The organism is Kitasatospora sp. NPDC088391 (assembly GCF_044753345.1).
Classification (GTDB): domain Bacteria; phylum Actinomycetota; class Actinomycetes; order Streptomycetales; family Streptomycetaceae; genus Kitasatospora.
Map to the genome: position 1 here is coordinate 69,652 of NZ_JBIVNB010000011.1, position 17,703 is coordinate 87,354.

General features: G+C 71.1%; 15 protein-coding genes. 10 read left to right on the forward strand and 5 right to left on the reverse strand.

Annotated features, from left to right (window positions below):
• Window positions 1-29 precede the first annotated feature (29 nt).
• A complete protein-coding gene (locus tag ACIQBJ_RS28110) occupies window positions 30-788 on the reverse strand; it encodes a DeoR/GlpR family DNA-binding transcription regulator (RefSeq protein ID WP_400715979.1) in 759 nt (252 codons plus the stop codon).
• A gap of 50 nt (window positions 789-838) precedes the next feature.
• Here ACIQBJ_RS28110 and ACIQBJ_RS28115 point away from each other — a divergent pair, with 50 nt between their 5' ends.
• Complete coding sequence (locus ACIQBJ_RS28115; RefSeq protein ID WP_400715981.1) at window positions 839-1,537, forward strand: NUDIX domain-containing protein; 699 nt, start codon at window positions 839-841, stop codon at window positions 1,535-1,537.
• A 79-nt stretch (window positions 1,538-1,616) separates the two neighbouring features.
• Here ACIQBJ_RS28115 and ACIQBJ_RS28120 read toward each other — a convergent pair whose 3' ends face one another.
• Together ACIQBJ_RS28120 and ACIQBJ_RS28125 are read right to left on the reverse strand one after the other, a co-directional pair.
• Window positions 1,617-2,177, reverse strand: a complete 561-nt coding sequence (locus tag ACIQBJ_RS28120) for a GNAT family N-acetyltransferase (RefSeq protein WP_400715983.1) — start codon at window positions 2,175-2,177, stop codon at window positions 1,617-1,619.
• 103 nt (window positions 2,178-2,280) lie between these two features.
• Window positions 2,281-3,003: a LamG domain-containing protein gene (locus ACIQBJ_RS28125; RefSeq protein ID WP_400715985.1), complete on the reverse strand. Its 723-nt coding sequence runs from the start codon at window positions 3,001-3,003 to the stop codon at window positions 2,281-2,283.
• 326 nt (window positions 3,004-3,329) lie between these two features.
• Between ACIQBJ_RS28125 and ACIQBJ_RS28130 the strand changes: the two genes are divergently transcribed.
• On the forward strand, window positions 3,330-3,869 hold the full coding sequence (locus ACIQBJ_RS28130; RefSeq protein WP_400715987.1) for a polymorphic toxin-type HINT domain-containing protein: 540 nt from the start codon (window positions 3,330-3,332) through the stop codon (window positions 3,867-3,869).
• 104 nt (window positions 3,870-3,973) lie between these two features.
• Window positions 3,974-4,459: a hypothetical protein gene (locus tag ACIQBJ_RS28135; RefSeq protein ID WP_400715989.1), complete on the forward strand. Its 486-nt coding sequence runs from the start codon at window positions 3,974-3,976 to the stop codon at window positions 4,457-4,459.
• Window positions 4,460-5,252: 793 nt separating this feature from the next.
• Here ACIQBJ_RS28135 and ACIQBJ_RS28140 read toward each other — a convergent pair.
• Complete coding sequence (locus ACIQBJ_RS28140; RefSeq protein ID WP_400715991.1) at window positions 5,253-6,581, reverse strand: glutamine synthetase; 1,329 nt, start codon at window positions 6,579-6,581, stop codon at window positions 5,253-5,255.
• Between the two features lie 259 nt (window positions 6,582-6,840).
• Between ACIQBJ_RS28140 and ACIQBJ_RS28145 the strand changes: the two genes are divergently transcribed.
• Together ACIQBJ_RS28145 and ACIQBJ_RS28150 are read left to right on the forward strand one after the other, a co-directional pair.
• A complete protein-coding gene (locus tag ACIQBJ_RS28145; protein ID WP_400716322.1) occupies window positions 6,841-7,479 on the forward strand; it encodes a TetR/AcrR family transcriptional regulator in 639 nt (212 codons plus the stop codon).
• A gap of 132 nt (window positions 7,480-7,611) precedes the next feature.
• Complete coding sequence (locus tag ACIQBJ_RS28150; RefSeq protein WP_400715993.1) at window positions 7,612-9,099, forward strand: MFS transporter; 1,488 nt, start codon at window positions 7,612-7,614, stop codon at window positions 9,097-9,099.
• Between the two features lie 59 nt (window positions 9,100-9,158).
• Here ACIQBJ_RS28150 and ACIQBJ_RS28155 read toward each other — a convergent pair whose 3' ends face one another.
• Window positions 9,159-9,725 carry a Uma2 family endonuclease gene (locus ACIQBJ_RS28155; protein WP_400715995.1) on the reverse strand — a complete coding sequence of 189 codons (567 nt, stop codon included), beginning with the start codon at window positions 9,723-9,725 and terminating at the stop codon, window positions 9,159-9,161.
• 375 nt (window positions 9,726-10,100) lie between these two features.
• Between ACIQBJ_RS28155 and ACIQBJ_RS28160 the strand changes: the two genes are divergently transcribed.
• The 5 genes from ACIQBJ_RS28160 to ACIQBJ_RS28180 all read left to right on the forward strand — a co-directional run bounded on the left by ACIQBJ_RS28160 (window position 10,101) and on the right by ACIQBJ_RS28180 (window position 17,703).
• Complete coding sequence (locus ACIQBJ_RS28160; RefSeq protein ID WP_400715997.1) at window positions 10,101-11,876, forward strand: 3-hydroxyacyl-CoA dehydrogenase family protein; 1,776 nt, start codon at window positions 10,101-10,103, stop codon at window positions 11,874-11,876.
• A 194-nt stretch (window positions 11,877-12,070) separates the two neighbouring features.
• Entirely contained in the window at window positions 12,071-12,982 is a 912-nt protein-coding gene (locus ACIQBJ_RS28165) for a TetR family transcriptional regulator (protein WP_400715999.1), read from the forward strand.
• 376 nt (window positions 12,983-13,358) lie between these two features.
• Window positions 13,359-14,696, forward strand: coding sequence for a crotonyl-CoA carboxylase/reductase (gene ccrA / locus ACIQBJ_RS28170; RefSeq protein ID WP_400716001.1), 1,338 nt, complete (start codon window positions 13,359-13,361; stop codon window positions 14,694-14,696).
• On the forward strand, window positions 14,696-16,720 hold the full coding sequence (locus ACIQBJ_RS28175) for a protein meaA (RefSeq protein ID WP_400716003.1): 2,025 nt from the start codon (window positions 14,696-14,698) through the stop codon (window positions 16,718-16,720). The genes ccrA and ACIQBJ_RS28175 overlap by 1 nt, the downstream gene beginning before the upstream one ends.
• Window positions 16,721-16,743: 23 nt before the next feature.
• Window positions 16,744-17,703, forward strand: coding sequence for an HpcH/HpaI aldolase/citrate lyase family protein (locus ACIQBJ_RS28180; protein ID WP_400716005.1), 960 nt, complete (start codon window positions 16,744-16,746; stop codon window positions 17,701-17,703).

Genomic DNA, 17,703 nt, shown 5'->3' on the forward strand with positions numbered 1-17,703 from the left:
CCGCCCCCGGACGAGCGGCCGGACCGCCGTCAGGGGGCGGGCAGGATCTCGACGCCCGCGGCGGCGAGCCGTTCCAGGGCGGGGTGCGCCGGGTCGGCGTCGGTGACCAGGCCGGCGATCCGCTCCCACGGGAGGACCCGGAACGGGGAGGCCGCGCCGATCTTCTCGGCCGAGGCCAGGACCCAGGTCTCGGCCGCCCGGCCCGCCAGCGCCCGCTTCATCGCGGCCTCGTCGGCATCGCCCGTGGTCAGGCCGGCGTCCGGGTGCACGCCGGTGACGCCGAGCAGGCAGAGGTCGGCCGAGACGTTCTGCGCGGCCTCGACGGCGGCGGCCCCGCAGGCCACCGCCGAGTGCTTGAACACCCGGCCGCCGAGCAGGAAGAGCTCGGCCCGCGGGTGCTCCAGCAGGGCCGCCACCACCGTCGGACTGTGCGTGATCACCGTGCAGTCCAGGTCCGGCGGCAGCTGCTCGGCCACCGCCAGCGCCGTGGTGCCGCCGTCCAGGATCAGCGTGCCGCCCGGACGGACCAGCCCGAGGGCCGCCGCCGCGACCCGGCGCTTGCCGCCCGGCGTCACCGCGCGGCGGGCCGCGTAGCCCGCCTCGGCGGGCGAGGCGGGCAGCGCCCCGCCGTAGACCCGCTGGCAGAGCCCTTCGGCGGCCAGGTCGCGCAGGTCGCGCCGGACGCTGTCCTCGGAGATGCCCAGGTCGGCGGCGACGTCCTTGGCCACCACCTTCCCCTCCCGGGCCAGCAGGTCGAGCAGGTGGTCACGCCGTTCGGCAGCCAGCATCTCTTGTTCCATCCCGTTGTTGCACGTTTCTGCGTGTATCGTAGCCGTCCATGACCGCCGACCACCTCCCCGCCACCCCCCGCCGCGGGCAGCCGGGCATCGACCTCCCGGACTACCGCGGGCGGACCGGCCTCGACCGGGCCGGACGCGGGCTGCACCGCAACCCGGACGTCCGGGTCCGCGAGGTGGAACTCACCTCGCAGGGCTGGCACGTGCTGCGCCGCACCACCTTCGACTATCGCCGCCGCGACGGGAGTTGGACCACCCAGCAGCGCGAGACCTACGACCGGGGCAACGGCGCCGCCGTCCTCCCGTACGACGCGGGGCGCGGCCTGGTCCTGCTCACCCGGCAGTTCCGCTACCCCGCGTACGTCAACGGCCACCCGGACGGCATGCTGATCGAGGCCGCCGCCGGACTGCTGGACGCGGACGACCCGGAGACCGCGGTCCGGCGGGAGAGCGCCGAGGAGCTGGGCGTCGAACTCGGGCCGCTCACCCTGGTGTCGGACGCCTTCATGAGTCCGGGATCGGTCACCGAACGCGTGTACTGCTACGCCGCCCCGTACCGGGCCACTGACCGGACCGGCCCCGGCGGGGGGCTGGCCTCGGACGGCGAGGACATCGAGGTGCTCGAACTCCCCTTCACCGAGGCCCTCCTGATGACCCGGGACGGCCGGATCGCCGACGGCAAGACCGTCCTGCTGCTCCAGTGGGCCGCGCTCTTCGGCCCGTTCGCGGCACTCCCCTGAGCCCGGGCCGCCGGGGGCGGGGCCGCGCCCCCGGCGGTCCGCCCCCGGCCAACAACATGCAGAAACGTGCAGGGCCTGCTCAGAACTCGCCCGGCTCGCCGTACTTCGCGTAGAACTCCTCGGCGAACAGCGCGAACAGCACCACGTCGACGTGGCGGCCCCGGACGAAGACGTGCCGCCCGAGCCGGCCCTCCTCGGTGAAGCCGATGGCCCCCTGCAGCGCGAGGGACGGCGTGTTGTGGCCGAACACCCGGGCGGTGGCCTTGTGGCAGCGCCGCTCCTCGAACTGGTGCCGCAGCACCAGCCGGACGGCCTCCCCGGCGTAGCCCTTGCGGCGGTGCTCCTCCGCGACGGTGATCCCGTACTCGAACCAGCCGCTGCGCGGGTCGGCCCGGTACACGCCGATCGCCCCGACCGCCGCCCCGTCGGCCACCGACTCGATCACCAGCTGATAGCTGTCCTCGCTCGGGTCCGCCCCGGCCTTCTCCCGCGCGAACGCCTGCCAACCCTCGGCCGACTTCGGCGGGTTGAGCAGATCACCGAGCCGCTCCTCCTCCGCGGTGAGCCGCGCGAACAGCCCCCCGTCCTCCGGCTCGACCGCCCGCAGGCGGACCCGTTCACCCGTCCAGTAACTAGTCATTCGATCTTCGTACCACGCGTACGCACACCCCGTCCCCCGGTTTTCCGGGACCGCGATGGCCCCGACCGCTGGGGGCGGTCGGGGCCATCGCGGTCCCGGATTGTCAGCTGAGCTGGGTCAGCACGGGCTGGGGGGAGTTGAGCGCGGTGACACCGGCGGGAGGCAGCGCGGTCTTCCAGAGTTGGACGTCGCCGATCCGGCCCGGGAAGTAGTCGCCGGTCTTCGCGGAACCGATGGTCAGAGGGCCGGTGGAGGCCCACGGGGACGAGTTGGTCGCGGTGGCGGCGGCCTTGCCGTCCACATAGAGGGTCATGGCCCCGGTGGTGGCGTCGAAGGTCGCCACCAGATGGGTCCAGGTGTTGAGCGCCGGCGGGGTCTTGGCGTAGGCCGCGCTCCAGGTGTTCGGGCTTGCCGCGTCATTGCTCGGCATGACAAACGTCCAGGCGTTGTACTGCTTGTTGTACTGCAGATAGAACGCGCTGGTGTTGGTGCCCGACTGCCCGACGACGGTCGAGTACCCATTGGTGTTGGCCAGGTAGGCCCAGGCCGACACCGTGTAGCTTCCGGACGTGTCCACGCTCTGTCCAGCGGTGCTGACCAGGGCGTCGGAAGTCCCAGGCAGGGAAAGGACCTTCGAGTTCCGGGTCGCATCGGAGACGAACGATACCGAGGCCGAAGCGGTCAGGTTGTTACCCCTCGTGTCGTTCACGGTGTCGGACAGCCGCCACCGGTCGACGGGCTTGTGCACGGCGCCAGGCAGGCCCAGACCACCACGGCCAACAACTCGGCGGGTCGCCTGATCGCCTCCACGTTCTACGACTCGCACGGCTGGCAGGTCTCCTCGATCTCCCCCTACGCCGACACCACCACGGCGCCGGGCACCACGCTGTTCGTCGAGAACAACCAGACCGGCCCGTCCGTCACCAGGACCGCCTACGACGACATGGGCCGACCGGTCACCACCACCCTGGTGTCAGGCGCGGGCGCGCTCCGGTCGTCCAGCGTCGACTACAAGGGCGCGGACCGGACCGATGTGACGCCGTCGATCGGGTCCGTGGACATCGGGGACAAGGTCGAGTCGGCCGATCCTGGGACGGCCCGGGAGCAAGGCGGCGCGAAGTCACAGCCACGTGGGTCAATCACGATCTCGACTTGGTCGACCTCACCGTCCAGACCCAGGAAGGCAATACGGAGACAGTCCACACGACCTCCAAGCACACGTTCTGGGACGACACCACCCGCACCTGGGTCCCCGCTGGGGAACTGACCCCCGGGCATGATCTCGTCACCGCAGGCGGCAGTCATGTCCGCGTCGTCGAACACCGGTCCGTCGCCGGTGAAGCCGACATGTACAACCTCACCGTTGCCCAACTCCACACCTACTATGTGTTGGCGGGCTCAACTCCAGTCCTGGTGCACAACTGCGGCGGCAGTGTCACCACTCCCCGACCTCATTCAAAAAAGTGTGACTGCGCGAATGGCGCGAATCCCAGGATCCCCCCGAATCCTTACGGATCCCGAGGAAAGCCATCCACCGTTGCCCAGCTTGCAGAACTGCGAGACGAAATTCTTGATGCCAATCCCGATTGGATTCACGCCCATGGCGGCGTCGACCGGACTACCGGCCTGGACCTGCCGGAGGAGCGGATATACAATCCGAACAATAAATCAGAGTGGTGGCAGACGGAGTGACGCCGGACTTGAGGGAGACCGTCGCCGCCTGGTTTATCGGGAGATATGGAAATGGGCCAATTGTCATGTATCCGAAAAAGTAACCCGAATAGGCATATCGGAAAATGAAGCGCGTAGCTGAAATATTCCTGACAGGAAATGACGAAGAGCTGCTCATTGCTGCCATCAGGTCAAGGTTCCAGTCGGTGGGCATCATCGATTCGATCCCATGGGAGAGTGGCTACACTCCCCCGGTGAGGGAAAGTATTTCGGACTGCAGCAAGCTGGTTTCCATCTGGAATCCGGAAACGCACCCTTCCCTGCCATCAGAAATTCGAACGAACGGGAAGATTTATGGCCCTCAGATCGGCCCGGTTGTACAGTGGGTCCGCAGCATCGAAGGCCCCCCGGGAGTTCTTCAGGTCGGCCGGTGGGCGGCATCGGTCGATCAGTCGGACTCGGCCATGAAGGAATTTGTCAAAGAACTGTGGAGAATACTCGCTCTCCGCACATCCAAAGAAAAAGGATTCTTCGTGGGGGACGGCGCTCTCGGCCTTGCCAATTCGGGAATGCTAAACCTCCGCGCCGGCTACCTTCAGGTGCTGCCCTGAGGAGCGCCCTCGGAATTGGCAGATCCGAAACCCTGACGCGAAGCTCTCCTCGTCGATCAACGCAATCATGACTGCGGCCCCGCCGGGCTCCCTCGGCGGGGCCGCGGCGCCCACGGAAGCGATCTCTTTTCGGAAGGCCTGAACTATGGGTTTCCTGGAATCCGGGAGGATGAACTGAAATTCAGAGGTACATCGACGCCTGACGTCAGAGATGCTTGGATTGGCAAATATTCCAGAGCTCCAACGACTTCTGCCAGAAGATCTCGGACCGCCCTCGAAGCGAGCGCAGAGCACCTCGATTTCGAAGATATGGGCAGAAGGCGCCACAACATTCGAGCCTTGGGTGGGCGTCGCGACGCATTCATCAGGACTGCGGTGGATACGGTCCAGGAGAATTGGTGCGGGGTTTCTCCAGTTCAAGGACGCCACCAAATTCCATAACGCCACCGTCTCCCAACTCCACACGTACTATGTTGTGACAGGCCAGGCAGCGATCATGGTTCATGACACGAATGGACTAGGCGATCCATACAAGGTCCCCGGCCACGATCAGCCTTGAGCGGACAATGAGAAGGATACAGTCGGCTCTGGCGCTGGATACAGGACGTCAGGTCGGCTCCGTGCCGATGTTCTCGGAACGGCTGGAGGGTTCGACTTCTACACCGCAGACGCCCGCGCAGATATGACGCCCGCCCAACATGGAGACCTCACGGATCTCGTGAGCACAGAATTCGGATTCCGAATTCCGCAGCGACTCGTGACACGGAGTGGGAAAGGGAGCGCGGTTCCCGCGTCAGTACCGGTAGCGGACGGCGTCGACCAGCTCGGCGGCCGTCCGCCCGGCGAAGCGGGCGGCCTCGGCCTCGCGGACGGCGAGCACGGAGCGCAGCAGCTGCTCGCCCAGCGCCGCGCCGAGCACCGCGGAGCCGCGCAGGGCGGCGGTGGCCGCGCCGAGCGAGGCCGGGAGGCGTTCGGCGGCGCCGTCCGGGTCGCCGGTGGTCTCGGGGGGCAGTCGCAGGCCCCGGTCGAGGCCGGCCAGGCCGGCGGCGAGGACGCCGCCGACCGCGAGGTAGGGGTTGGCGGCGGCGTCGAAGCACTTGACCTCGGCGTTGGCCTGCTCGGGCGCGGAGCCGGTGATCAGCCGCAGCGCGGCCTCCCGGTTCTCCCGCCCCCAGCAGCGGTACGGTCCGGACCAGCGGCCGGGGGCGAGCCGCAGGTAGCTGGCGACGGACGGGGCGCCGAGGGCGAGCAGCGCGGGCAGTTCGGCCAGGACACCGGCCAGGAAGCCCTCCGCCTCGCAGGTCAGGCCGTGCGGCCCGTCGCCGCCGTGGCCGAGGTTGCGGCCGTCCCGCCAGAGGCTGAGGTGCAGGTGGCCGCCGTTGCCGACGCCCTCGGGGTCGGTGACGGGGGCGAAGGAGGCCCGCAGGCCGTGCCGGTGCGAGACGGCCTGGACGGTGTGGCGGACCAGCAGGGCGGTGTCGGCGGCCTCGACCGGGCCGGTGGGGGCCACCGAGAGCTCGAACTGCCCCTCGGTGTACTCGGGGTGGAGCTGGAGCACCGTCAGGTCCTGCTCGCGCAGGGCGCGCAGCAGGTCGCGCAGGTAGTCGCCGTGGCCGATCAGCCGGCGCATGCCGTACGCGGGGCCGTCCTCGAAGGCCGCCCCGTCCCCGCCGCCCTCGACGATCCACTCGACCTCGATGCCGGCCAGCACGGCGAGCCCGCGCGCGGTGAGGGCGTCGGCGGCGCGGCGGGCGAACAGCCGCTGGCAGCCGGGGTGGGGCGTGCCGTCCTGGGCGTAGCGGTCGCCGGGGGCCCAGGCCCAGCCGGGCTGGGCGGCGAGGCGGTGCAGTCCGGCCAGGTCGGGGACCAGGCGGAGGTCGCCGACCGGGCCGCCGCCCGGTGCGAGCGAGTCGTCGACCAGGAAGGCGTCGAAGCAGGGGGCGGCGCCGACGCCCCAGCGGGCGGCGGACTCCAGGCCCTGCACGGGGACGGTCTTGACCCGGGTGACGCCGGCGTTGTCGACCCAGCCGACGATCACGCCGTCGACGCCCTCGGCCGCCAGCCGGGTGGCCACCAGCCGGGCCGCGGCCGCCCGTTCGCCGCGGGGTTCGGCAGTGCTCATGGCCCCATCCTGGCGGGCCCGGCCGCGCCCGCCGGGCGACCGGGCCGGGACTTCACCCGTCCGTGGCGCCACAGATGTGACGCAGGTCACATCGAATGATGAAATTTCCGGGGACCTACTCCCCGTTTGGACATCTGTCGGCAACAAACGGGGAGTGGCTCCCCGGTCCGGAGTCGACACCGGTCACCACCGCACCATCCGTACCACCCGCACCGTCAGCACCACCCGCACCGCGACCGCCGCTCGAAGGGAGCGCACCATGACCACCGTCGCCGCCGCCCCCCGCCTGCGCGCGGACGCCAGCCGCAACCGGGCCCGCATCGTGGCCGCCGCCCGGGAAGCCTTCGTCGAGTACGGGGCGATGGCCCCGCTGGACGAGATCGCCCGCCGGGCCGGGGTCGGCAACGCCACGCTGTACCGCAACTTCGCCGACCGCCGGACGCTGATCCACCAGGTCTCGCTCGCCGTGATGGAGCGGATCGTGGCGCACGCGCACGCGGCCGCCACCGAGGAGCCCGACTCGTTCGCGGCGTTCAGCCGCTTCGTGCTCGCCGCCGCCGACGAGCGGATCGGCGCGCTCTGCCCCCTGCTGTCCGACTCGATCGACCCCAACGACCCCGAACTCGTCGAGGCGCGGGCGGAGATGAAGCAGGTCACCGAGGACCTGATCACCCGCGCCCAGGCCGACGGCCTGCTCCGCACCGACATCGGCGCGGGCGACGTGGTGGTCGCCATGGCCCAGCTCACCCGACCGCTTCCCGGCTTCAACTGCCTCGACCTGGACCCACGGGTCCGGCGCCACCTGCTCCTGCTGCTGGACGGCCTGCGGGCCGCGCCGGCCCGGTCCGTCCTGCCCGGCGGCCCCGTCACCCTGGAGGACCTGCCGCCCCGCGCCTGACCTCCCGGGCCCGACCGCCGTCCCAAGACCTCTCCGCAAGACCTCTCCGCAGCGCCCCGCTCCGGGCGCCCGCTGCGGCCCCGCACACTCCGAACGTCTCGTACGCTCTCGCACACAAGTGGGTACCCCTCCATGTCTGACACCCTCCAGCCGGACCCGCGCCGGTGGAAGGCGCTGGTCTTCATCGCGCTCGCCCAGCTGATGGTCGTGCTCGACGCGACCGTCGTGAACATCGCGCTCCCGAGCGCCCAGATCGACCTCGGCTTCGCCGACAGCACCCGCCAGTGGGTGATCACCGCCTACGCGCTGGCCTTCGGCGGTCTGCTGCTCTTCGGCGGCCGCGTCGCGGACCTGTGGGGCCGCCGCCGGACCTTCACGGTCGGCCTGATCGGCTTCGCCGCGGCCTCCGCGATCGGCGGCGCCGCCGCCAACACCGCCATGCTGCTGGGCGCCCGCGCCCTGCAGGGCGTCTTCGGCGCGCTGCTCGCGCCCGCCGCGCTGTCGCTGCTCGCGGTGATGTTCACCGACGGCAAGGAGCGCGCCAAGGCGTTCGGCATCTACGGCGCGGTCGCCGGCGGTGGCGGCGCGATCGGCCTGATCCTGGGCGGCGTCCTCACCGAGTACCTGAACTGGCGCTGGACCTTCTACGTCAACATCCCGTTCGCGGCGATCGCGATCGCCGGTGCGGTCCTGGTCATCCGGGAGCCCGCCGGCGGCCTGAACCGCAACCGCCTGGACATCCCGGGCGTGCTGCTGGTCACCACCGGCCTGGTCTCGCTGGTCTACGGCTTCACCCGCGCCGAGAGCGACGGCTGGACCGACCCCACCACCATCGGGCTGTTCGTCGCCGCCGCGGTGCTGCTGGCCGCGTTCGTGTTCGTCGAGAGCCGGGTCAAGGCCCCGCTGCTGCCGCTGCGCGTGCTCACCGACCGCAACCGCGGCGGCGTCTACCTCTCGCTCGGCATGGCCGTGATCGGCATGTTCGGCCTGTTCCTCTTCCTCACCTTCTACATGCAGCAGGTGCTGGGCTACAGCCCGGTGAAGAACGGTCTGGCCTTCCTCCCGATGGTGGCCGGCATGATCACCGGCTCCACCCAGATCGGCGCCCGCCTGATGACCCGGGTCCCGGCCCGCTTCCTGATGGCCCCGGGCTTCGTGGTCGCCTCGCTGGGCATGCTGATCCTCACCCGGATCGACGTCGGCACCTCGTACTGGCAGATCCTGCCGGGCCTGGTCCTGATGGGCCTCGGCATGGGCACCGCGTTCATGCCCGCCATGAGCCTGGCCACCTACGGCGTGCAGCCCCGCGACGCCGGTGTCGCCTCCGCGATGGTCAACACCTCCCAGCAGGTCGGCGGCGCGATCGGCACCGCCCTGCTGAGCACCGTCGCCAACAGCGCCGCCACCGCGTACGCCAAGTCGCACGCCGCGGCCGCCACCAACCCGGACCTCTTCAAGCTCCAGGTCCAGGTGCACTCCTACTCCACCGCCATCTGGTGGGCCTTCGGCATCCTGCTGCTGGCGGGCGTCACCGCCTTCACCCTGATCAACGCCGGCAAGCCCGCCCCCCACGCGGCGAACGCCGACGCCGAGGACGCCGTCCCGGTCATGGCGCACTGACCCACCCCGCACATCCGAACGGCCCGCCCGGAACCCTCCGGGCGGGCCGTTCCGCGTTCTCAGCGGGCGAACTCCTTGAGCTCCTCGGTGTCGAGCGTGACGTTCACCGGCCCCGGCAGCTCCACCACGTGCCCGTAGGCCAGCGTCACGACGCTCAGGTAGCGCCCGCCCTCCGGCTCGCTGTGCACCGAGACCGCACCGGCGTCCCGGTCCACCAGGAGGAACACCGGGATACCGGCCTCCGCGTAGGCGACCGGCTTCTCCACCCGGTCACGCCGGTTGGCGTCGGCGTCGTACGAGGTCACCTCCACCACCATCAAGGCGTCCTCGGGCTCGGCCCAGCGGCCCCGGCCCGCGAAGGCGCGTCGCCGGGCCAGCAGACCGTCGGGCTTGGCGACGCCCCCTCGGCCGGTGCGGAGACGGGACGTCGGGTACAGCCTCAGATCCGGCCGCTGAGTGAGGCAGCACTCCAGAAGCCACATCACCGTCTCGCCGTGGTTGCCGTCGGGCAGCGGTTTGACGCCCAACCGCCCGGCGGTGAACTCGAGCGCGACGTCCTGTCTCTCCGCAGCCCCGTCGATCGCCTCGAACTGTTCGGGACTCATCTGCGGACGTGAAGCAGTCATGGGGACACGGTAGGGACGAACAGCAGTAGGAACGTCGCCTTCCCCTCTTCCTACCCGTGAGTAGCTGGGCTACAGTGTCCGCACGCACCAGCGCCGGGCTTCGGGAGCCGCACCGGCGGGTGGCGTTTCTTTCCTTGTGTGCGCGTCGGCGTCGCTTCTCGATCCCTTCGGAGCGGCCGGGCACCACGGTGTTTCCCTCGACGGAACCGGAGCGGACCGGTCCGTACGGCGGGTCGCCGCGTTCTTCCTTCCGTTCCCGTTTCTCCCGTGCCGCCGGCACACCCTCCCCCGTCACACCCTCCGTCCGGGGTCGCGTCGTCGCGGCCGGACGGTGGCGGGGGCCGGGGCACGGGGCCCATGACAAGGAGTCTGGACATGGAGCGTCCCTTCCCCACTGTTGCCGTGGTCGGCCTGGGCACCATGGGTGCCGGGGTGGCCGTGGCGGTCGCGCGCAGCGGCCGGCGGGTGATCGGCGTGGAGGCCGGTCCGAGCGAGGCGGTGCGGGCGCTGGCCCGGATCGAGGCGGCCACCGCGCGGGCGGTGGAGCGTGAGCGGCTGACCGCCGAGGAGCGCGCGGCGCTGCTGGCGCTGATCGAGGTCGGCGCCGATCTGACGGCGGCGGCCGCAGCGGACCTGGTGGTCGAGGAGGTCCCGGAGGACCTGGAGCTGAAGCGCGCCCTGTTCGCCGAGCTGGACCGGATCTGCCCGCCGGAGACGGTGCTGGCGACCGGCACCACCGCGCTGAGCGTGACCCGGATCGCGGCGGCCACCGCCCGCCCGGAGCGGGTGCTGGGCGTGCACTTCTTCAACCCGGTGCACACCATGAAGCTGGTCGAGGTGGTCCGCACCGTGCTGACCTCCCCCCAGGCGGCGGACCAGGTCGCCGAGTTGGCCCGCGACCTGGGCAAGGAGCCGGTGTCGGCGGGCGACCGGGCGGGCTTCATCGCCAACGGCCTGCTGTTCGCGTACCTGAACCAGGCGGCGGCGATGTTCGAGTCCCGGTACGCGACCCGGGAGGACATCGACGCGGCGATGCGGCTGGGCTGCGGCCTGCCGATGGGCCCGCTGGCGCTGCTGGACCTGATCGGGATCGACACCGCCCGGACCGTGCTGGAGGCGATGTACGAGCAGTCCCGGGACCGGCTGCACGCCCCGGCGCCGATCCTCGGGCAGCTGGTCGCGGCGGGCCTGCTGGGCCGCAAGTCGGGCCGCGGCTTCTACACCTACGAGGCCCCCGGCTCGTCCAAGGCGGTCGCCGGGGACGGGGCGGCGGCGGAGCCGCGGGCGGCCGGCCGCGAGGTGCGCAGCGTCGGCGTGTGCGGCAGCGGGACGATGGCGACCGGCATCGTGGAGGTGTTCGCGAAGGCGGGCTTCCCGGTGCTGCTGGCGGCCCGCAGCCAGGAGAAGGCGGAGCGGGCGAAGGCGCAGCTGGCGAAGTCGCTGGAGCGCTCGGTGGCCAAGGGCCGGCTGACCGGGGAGGCCCGGGACGCGGCGCTGGCGCTGGTCACCCCGACCGGCTCGTACCAGGACCTGGCCGAGGTCGACCTGGTGATGGAGGCGGTGGCGGAGGACCTGGCGGTCAAGCGCGAGCTGTTCGGCACCCTGGACAAGATCGTCAAGCCGGGCGCGGTGCTCGCCACCACGACGTCGAGCCTGCCGGTGATCTCCTGCGCGACGGCGACCTCCCGGCCGCAGGACGTGATCGGGATGCACTTCTTCAACCCGGCGCCGGCCATGAAGCTGGTCGAGGTGGTCTCCACGGTGCTGACCGCCGAGGACGTCACCTCGACGGTGCTGGAGCTGTGCGCGAAGGTGCGCAAGCACCCGGTGGAGTGCGGCGACCGGGCCGGGTTCATCGTGAACGCGCTGCTGTTCCCGTACCTGAACGACGCGGTGCGGATGCTGCAGGAGCACTACGCGACGGTGGACGACATCGACACCGCGATGAAGCTGGGCTGCGGCTACCCGATGGGCCCCTTCGAACTGCTGGACGTGGTGGGCCTGGACGTGTCGCTGACCATCGAGCAGGTGCTGCACCAGGAGTTCCGGGAGCCGGGCCTGGCGGCGGCGCCGCTGCTGGAGCACCTGGTGGCGGCGGGCTGCCTGGGCCGCAAGACGGGGCGTGGTTTCCGTGACCACGCACGGCGGTGACGGGCCGTCCGGTCCCCGCGCCGGGGGGTGGTCCGTCCCCCGGCGCCGGGGGCGGTCCGGCGGCGGCGCGACCGCCCTGGGGGACGGGGACGGTGTCCTCGCGGTGGCCGCGGCCGACCGTGGTGCCGCCCGCGGCGCCGGTGCGGCGGGCCGGGCCGGCGGGCGCCGGGCCGGGGGCGTGTAGCGTTCCGGGCATGGATCGCCAGACCTCTCCGCCCCAGCAGCAGCCGCCGGCCGCCGGGCCGGACACCTCGCGCCCGGGGGCGGAGTCCGGGGCGGGCGGCCGCCGGGCCGCCGCGCAGCGGCTGCAGATGCGCCAGGACCTCACGGCGGCGGCGATGGAGCTGTTCGCCACCCAGGGGTACGAGGAGACGACGGTCGATCAGATCGCCGCCGCGGCCGGGGTCGCCCGGCGCACCTTCTTCCGGTACTTCCGGTCGAAGGAGGAGGCGATCTTCCCGGACCACGACGACACCCTGGTGCGGGTGGCGGACCTGCTGGCCAGTGCCGACGCCGAGGAGCACCCGCTGGACGTGGTGTGCCGCGGCATCAAGGAGGTGCTGCGGATGTACGCCTCCACACCGGAGATGTCGGTGGCCCGCTACCAGCTGATCCGGCAGGTGCCGGCGCTGCGCGAGCGGGAGATCGCGGTGGTGTCCCGGTACGAGCGGCTGTTCACCCGCTACCTGCTGGGCCGGTTCGACGCGGCCGAGCAGACCCCGCCGGGCTGGCTGCGCGGCGGGGACGACGACTCGATGCTGGCCGAGGTGTCGGCGGCGGCGGTGGTCGCGGCGCACAACCACGTGCTGCGGCGCTGGCTGCGGGCGGGCGGCCACGGGGACGTGGAGGCACAGCTCGACCACTCCTTCGAACTGATCCGGGGGACGTTCTGGCCGACCCCGCCGAGCGGGGCGCGCCGCCGCGGCACCACGCTGGCACCCGGTGCCAATGGTGACGGAGCGCACTCGACGGACCCGCGGGCCGTGAGCGCACTGAGTGCCAGTCCGGGGGGTGAGGTGCTGATCACAGTCGCCCGGACGGACGCACCGCTGGAGGTGGTGGTGGATGCCATCCGCACGGCCCTGGCGGGCGCAAACCCCGGGTAATCCAGGAAGTTTCCGCAGGTGACAAGCAGAATCGAAGGCCCGTTCCCGGTTTCGGGAACGGGCCTTCGGGCGTTCCCGGTGGTGGCCGGCACCGCGTGTCCTGGCTCACGCCACGACTTGGCACCGCGTGTCTTTACGAGTGGCACAGGGTGCCACTACCTTGTTCCCACCGGCTGCGGCGCCGCGGCTCCCCACCTCGGCGCGCCGCCTTCCGGCGTCCCCTACCGAGGGGACGAGACCAGCAGTAACCCGACGCGACGACCCACCCTTCCGTCGCACCGCAGCACCCCACCAGACCCTCAGCGAAGCCGGTGTCCGCTCCCGGCTCCCCCAGACGCCCTGTGTCCCTCGCACAGGTACGCCTTCGGAGGCAGCCATGCAGGAAATTCTCGACGCGATCCTCAGCGGTGACGCCACGTCCGCGGACTACGCCGCCCTCGCGCTGCCCGAGTCCTACCGGGCCGTGACGCTCCACAAGGACGAGGAGCAGATGTTCGCGGGCCTCGCCAGCCGCGACAAGGACCCGCGCAAGTCGCTCCACCTGGACGACGTGCCGCTGCCCGAACTCGGCCCGGGCGAGGCCCTGGTGGCCGTGATGGCCAGCTCGGTCAACTACAACACCGTGTGGAGCTCGATCTTCGAGCCGGTCTCCACCTTCGGCTTCCTGGAGCGCTACGGGCGCCTGTCGCCGCTGACGAACCGTCACGACCTGCCGTACCACGTGCTCGGCTCCGACCTGGCGGGCGTGGTGCTGCGCACCGGCGCCGGGGTCAACGCCTGGAAGCCCGGCGACGAGGTCGTCGCGCACTGCCTGTCGGTCGAGCTGGAGTCCCCGGACGGCCACAACGACACGATGATGGACCCGGAGCAGCGGATCTGGGGCTTCGAGACCAACTTCGGCGGCCTGGCCCAGATCGCCCTGGTGAAGACCAACCAGCTGCTGCCCAAGCCCAAGCACCTGACCTGGGAGGAGGCCGCCTCCCCGGGCCTGGTCAACTCCACCGCCTACCGGCAGCTGGTCTCCCGCAACGGCGCCGGCATGAAGCAGGGCGACAACGTGCTGATCTGGGGCGCCAGCGGCGGCCTCGGCTCGTACGCCACCCAGTACGCGCTGGCCGGCGGCGCCACCCCGATCTGCGTGGTCTCCAGCCCGCAGAAGGCGGACATCTGCCGGGCGATGGGCGCCGAGGCGATCATCGACCGCTCCGCCGAGGGCTACAGGTTCTGGAAGGACGAGAACAACCAGGACCCGCGCGAGTGGAAGCGCCTGGGCGCGAAGATCCGCGAGTTCACCGGCGGCGAGGACGTGGACATCGTCTTCGAGCACCCGGGCCGGGAGACCTTCGGCGCGTCCGTCTACGTCACCCGCAAGGGCGGCACCATCGTCACCTGCGCCTCCACCTCGGGCTACATGCACCAGTACGACAACCGCTACCTGTGGATGTCGCTGAAGCGCATCGTCGGCTCGCACTTCGCCAACTACCGCGAGGCGTTCGAGGCCAACCGGCTGGTCGCCAAGGGCAAGATCCACCCGACCCTGTCGAAGGTCTACTCGCTGGAGGAGACCGGCCAGGCCGCCCTGGACGTGCACCACAACAAGCACCAGGGCAAGGTCGGCGTGCTCTGCCTCGCCCCGCAGGAGGGCCTGGGCGTGCGCGACCACGAGCTGCGCGAGCAGCACCTCACCAAGATCAACGCCTTCCGGGACATCTGATGGGCGCTCAGGAACGCGACCGCCCCTGGCTGATGCGCACCTACGCCGGGCACTCCACCGCGAGCGACTCCAACGCGCTCTACCGGCGGAACCTGGCGAAGGGCCAGACCGGCCTGTCGGTGGCGTTCGACCTGCCGACCCAGACCGGCTACGACTCCGACCACGTCCTCGCCCGCGGCGAGGTCGGCCGGGTCGGCGTGCCGGTCGGGCACCTGGGCGACATGCGGACCCTGTTCGACGGCATCCCGCTGGAGCGCACCAACACCTCGATGACCATCAACGCCACCGCCATGTGGCTACTGGCGCTGTACCAGGTGGTCGCCGAGGAGCAGGGCGCGGACATCGCGAAGCTCACCGGCACCACCCAGAACGACATCGTCAAGGAGTACCTGTCGCGCGGGACGCACGTCTTCCCGCCCGGCCCCTCGGTGCGGCTGATCACCGACATGATCGCCTACACCGTCGCGCACATCCCGAAGTGGAACCCGATCAACATCTGCAGCTACCACCTGCAGGAGGCCGGGGCGACGCCCGTCCAGGAGATCGCCTACTCGATGTGCACCGCGATCGCCGTCCTCGACGCCGTCCGCGACTCCGGGCAGGTCCCGGCGGAGCGGATGGGCGAGGTGGTCGGCCGGATCTCCTTCTTCGTCAACGCGGGCGTCCGCTTCGTCGAGGAGATGTGCAAGATGCGGGCCTTCAACCGGCTGTGGGAGAAGGTCACCCGGGAGCGCTACGGCATCGAGGACGCCAAGCAGCGTCGGTTCCGCTACGGCGTGCAGGTCAACTCGCTCGGCCTGACCGAGGCCCAGCCGGAGAACAACGTCCAGCGCATCGTGCTGGAGATGCTGGCCGTCACGCTGTCCAAGGACGCCCGCGCGCGGGCCGTCCAACTCCCGGCCTGGAACGAGGCGTTGGGCCTGCCCCGGCCCTGGGACCAGCAGTGGTCGCTGCGCATCCAGCAGGTGCTGGCGTACGAGTCGGACCTGCTGGAGTACGGCGACCTGTTCAACGGCTCGCACGTGGTCGAGGCCAAGACGGCGGAGCTGCTGGCCGGCGCCGAGGCGGAGATCGCCAAGGTGCTCGGGATGGGCGGGGTGATCCCGGCCGTCGAGTCCGGCTACCTGAAGTCCAACCTGGTCGCCTCGCACGCCGAGCGGCGGGCCCGGATCGAGGCCGGCGAGGACCGGATCATCGGCGTCAACTGCTTCGACACCACCGAGGAGAACCCGCTCACCGCGGACCTGGACGCCGCCATCATGGTGGTCGACCCGGCCTCCGAGCGCTCGGTGCTGGCCCACCTGGAGTCCTGGCGCTCCGCCCGGGACGAGGCCGCCGTGCAGGTCGCGCTGACCCGCCTGAAGGAGGTGGCCGCCACCGAGCAGAACCTGATGGAGGCCACCCTGGCCTGCGCCCGGGCCGGCGCCACCACCGGCGAGTGGTCGTTCGCGCTGCGCGAGGTGTTCGGCGAGTACCGGGCCCCCACCGGCGTGGGCGGCGCCCCGGTCGCGGTCGCGGCCGAGCCGGGCGGCGAACTCGCCGCCGTCCGGGAGGCCGTCGCCGCCACCGCCGCCGAACTCGGCGCCGGCAAGCTCCGCCTGCTGGTCGGCAAGCCCGGCCTGGACGGGCACTCCAACGGGGCCGAGCAGATCGCCGTCCGGGCCCGCGACGCCGGCTTCGAGGTGGTCTACCAGGGCATCCGGCTGACGCCCGAGCAGATCGTCTCCGCGGCCGTCGCCGAGGACGTGCACTGCGTCGGCCTGTCCATCCTCTCCGGGGCGCACCCGGAACTTGTGCCCGACGTCATACAGCGTCTGCGCCGGGCGGGGGTGGAGGATGTGCCAGTGATCGTCGGAGGCATCATCCCCGCCGCGGACGCCGAGGTGCTCAGGGCCGGCGGAGTCGCCGCCGTGTTCACCCCCAAGGACTTCGGCATCACGACCATCATCGGCCGGATCGTGGACGAGATCCGGCTGGCCAACAGGCTCCAGCCGTGGGCCGCGACCACCGCCGCGACCAGCTGACCCCGGAAGGAACACCCCACCTCATGACCGTGAACCGCCTCCGTCCGCGCCGTTCCTGCCTGGCCGTGCCCGGCAGCAACCCGCGCTTCCTGGAGAAGGCCCAGGGCCTGCCCGCCGACCAGGTCTTCCTCGACCTGGAGGACGCCTGCGCCCCGCTGGTCAAGGAGAGCGCCCGCCACCACATCGTGGACGCCCTCAACAACGGCGACTGGGGCGGCAAGACCCGGGTGGTCCGGGTCAACGACTGGACCACCCACTGGACCTACCGCGACGTCATCACCGTCGTCGAGGGCGCCGGCCAGAACCTGGACTGCATCATGCTGCCCAAGGTCCAGGACGCCCAGCAGGTGATCGCGCTCGACCTGCTGCTCACCCAGATCGAGAAGACCGTCGGCCTGGAGGTCGGCAAGATCGGCATCGAGGCGCAGATCGAGAACGCCAAGGGCCTGATCAACGTCGACGCGATCGCCGCCGCCTCGCCCCGGCTGGAGACCATCATCTTCGGCCCGGCCGACTTCATGGCCTCCATCAACATGAAGTCCCTGGTGGTCGGCGAGCAGCCGCCCGGCTACGGCGCCGACGCCTACCACTACATCCTGATGCGCATCCTGATGGCCGCCCGCGCCAACGACCTGCAGGCCATCGACGGCCCCTACCTGCAGATCCGCAACCAGGAGGGCTACCGCGAGGTGGCCCGCCGCTCCGCCGCCCTCGGCTTCGACGGCAAGTGGGTGCTGCACCCGGACCAGGTCGGCGCGGCGAACGAGATCTACTCGCCCTCGCAGGAGGACTACGACCACGCCGAGCTGATCCTGGACGCCTACGACTGGTGCACCTCGGAGGCCGGCGGCGCCAAGGGCTCGGCGATGCTCGGCGACGAGATGATCGACGAGGCCAGCCGCAAGATGGCCCTGGTCATCGCGGGCAAGGGCCGGGCCGCCGGCCTGGAGCGCACCACCAAGTTCGAGATCCCGGGGGCGTGA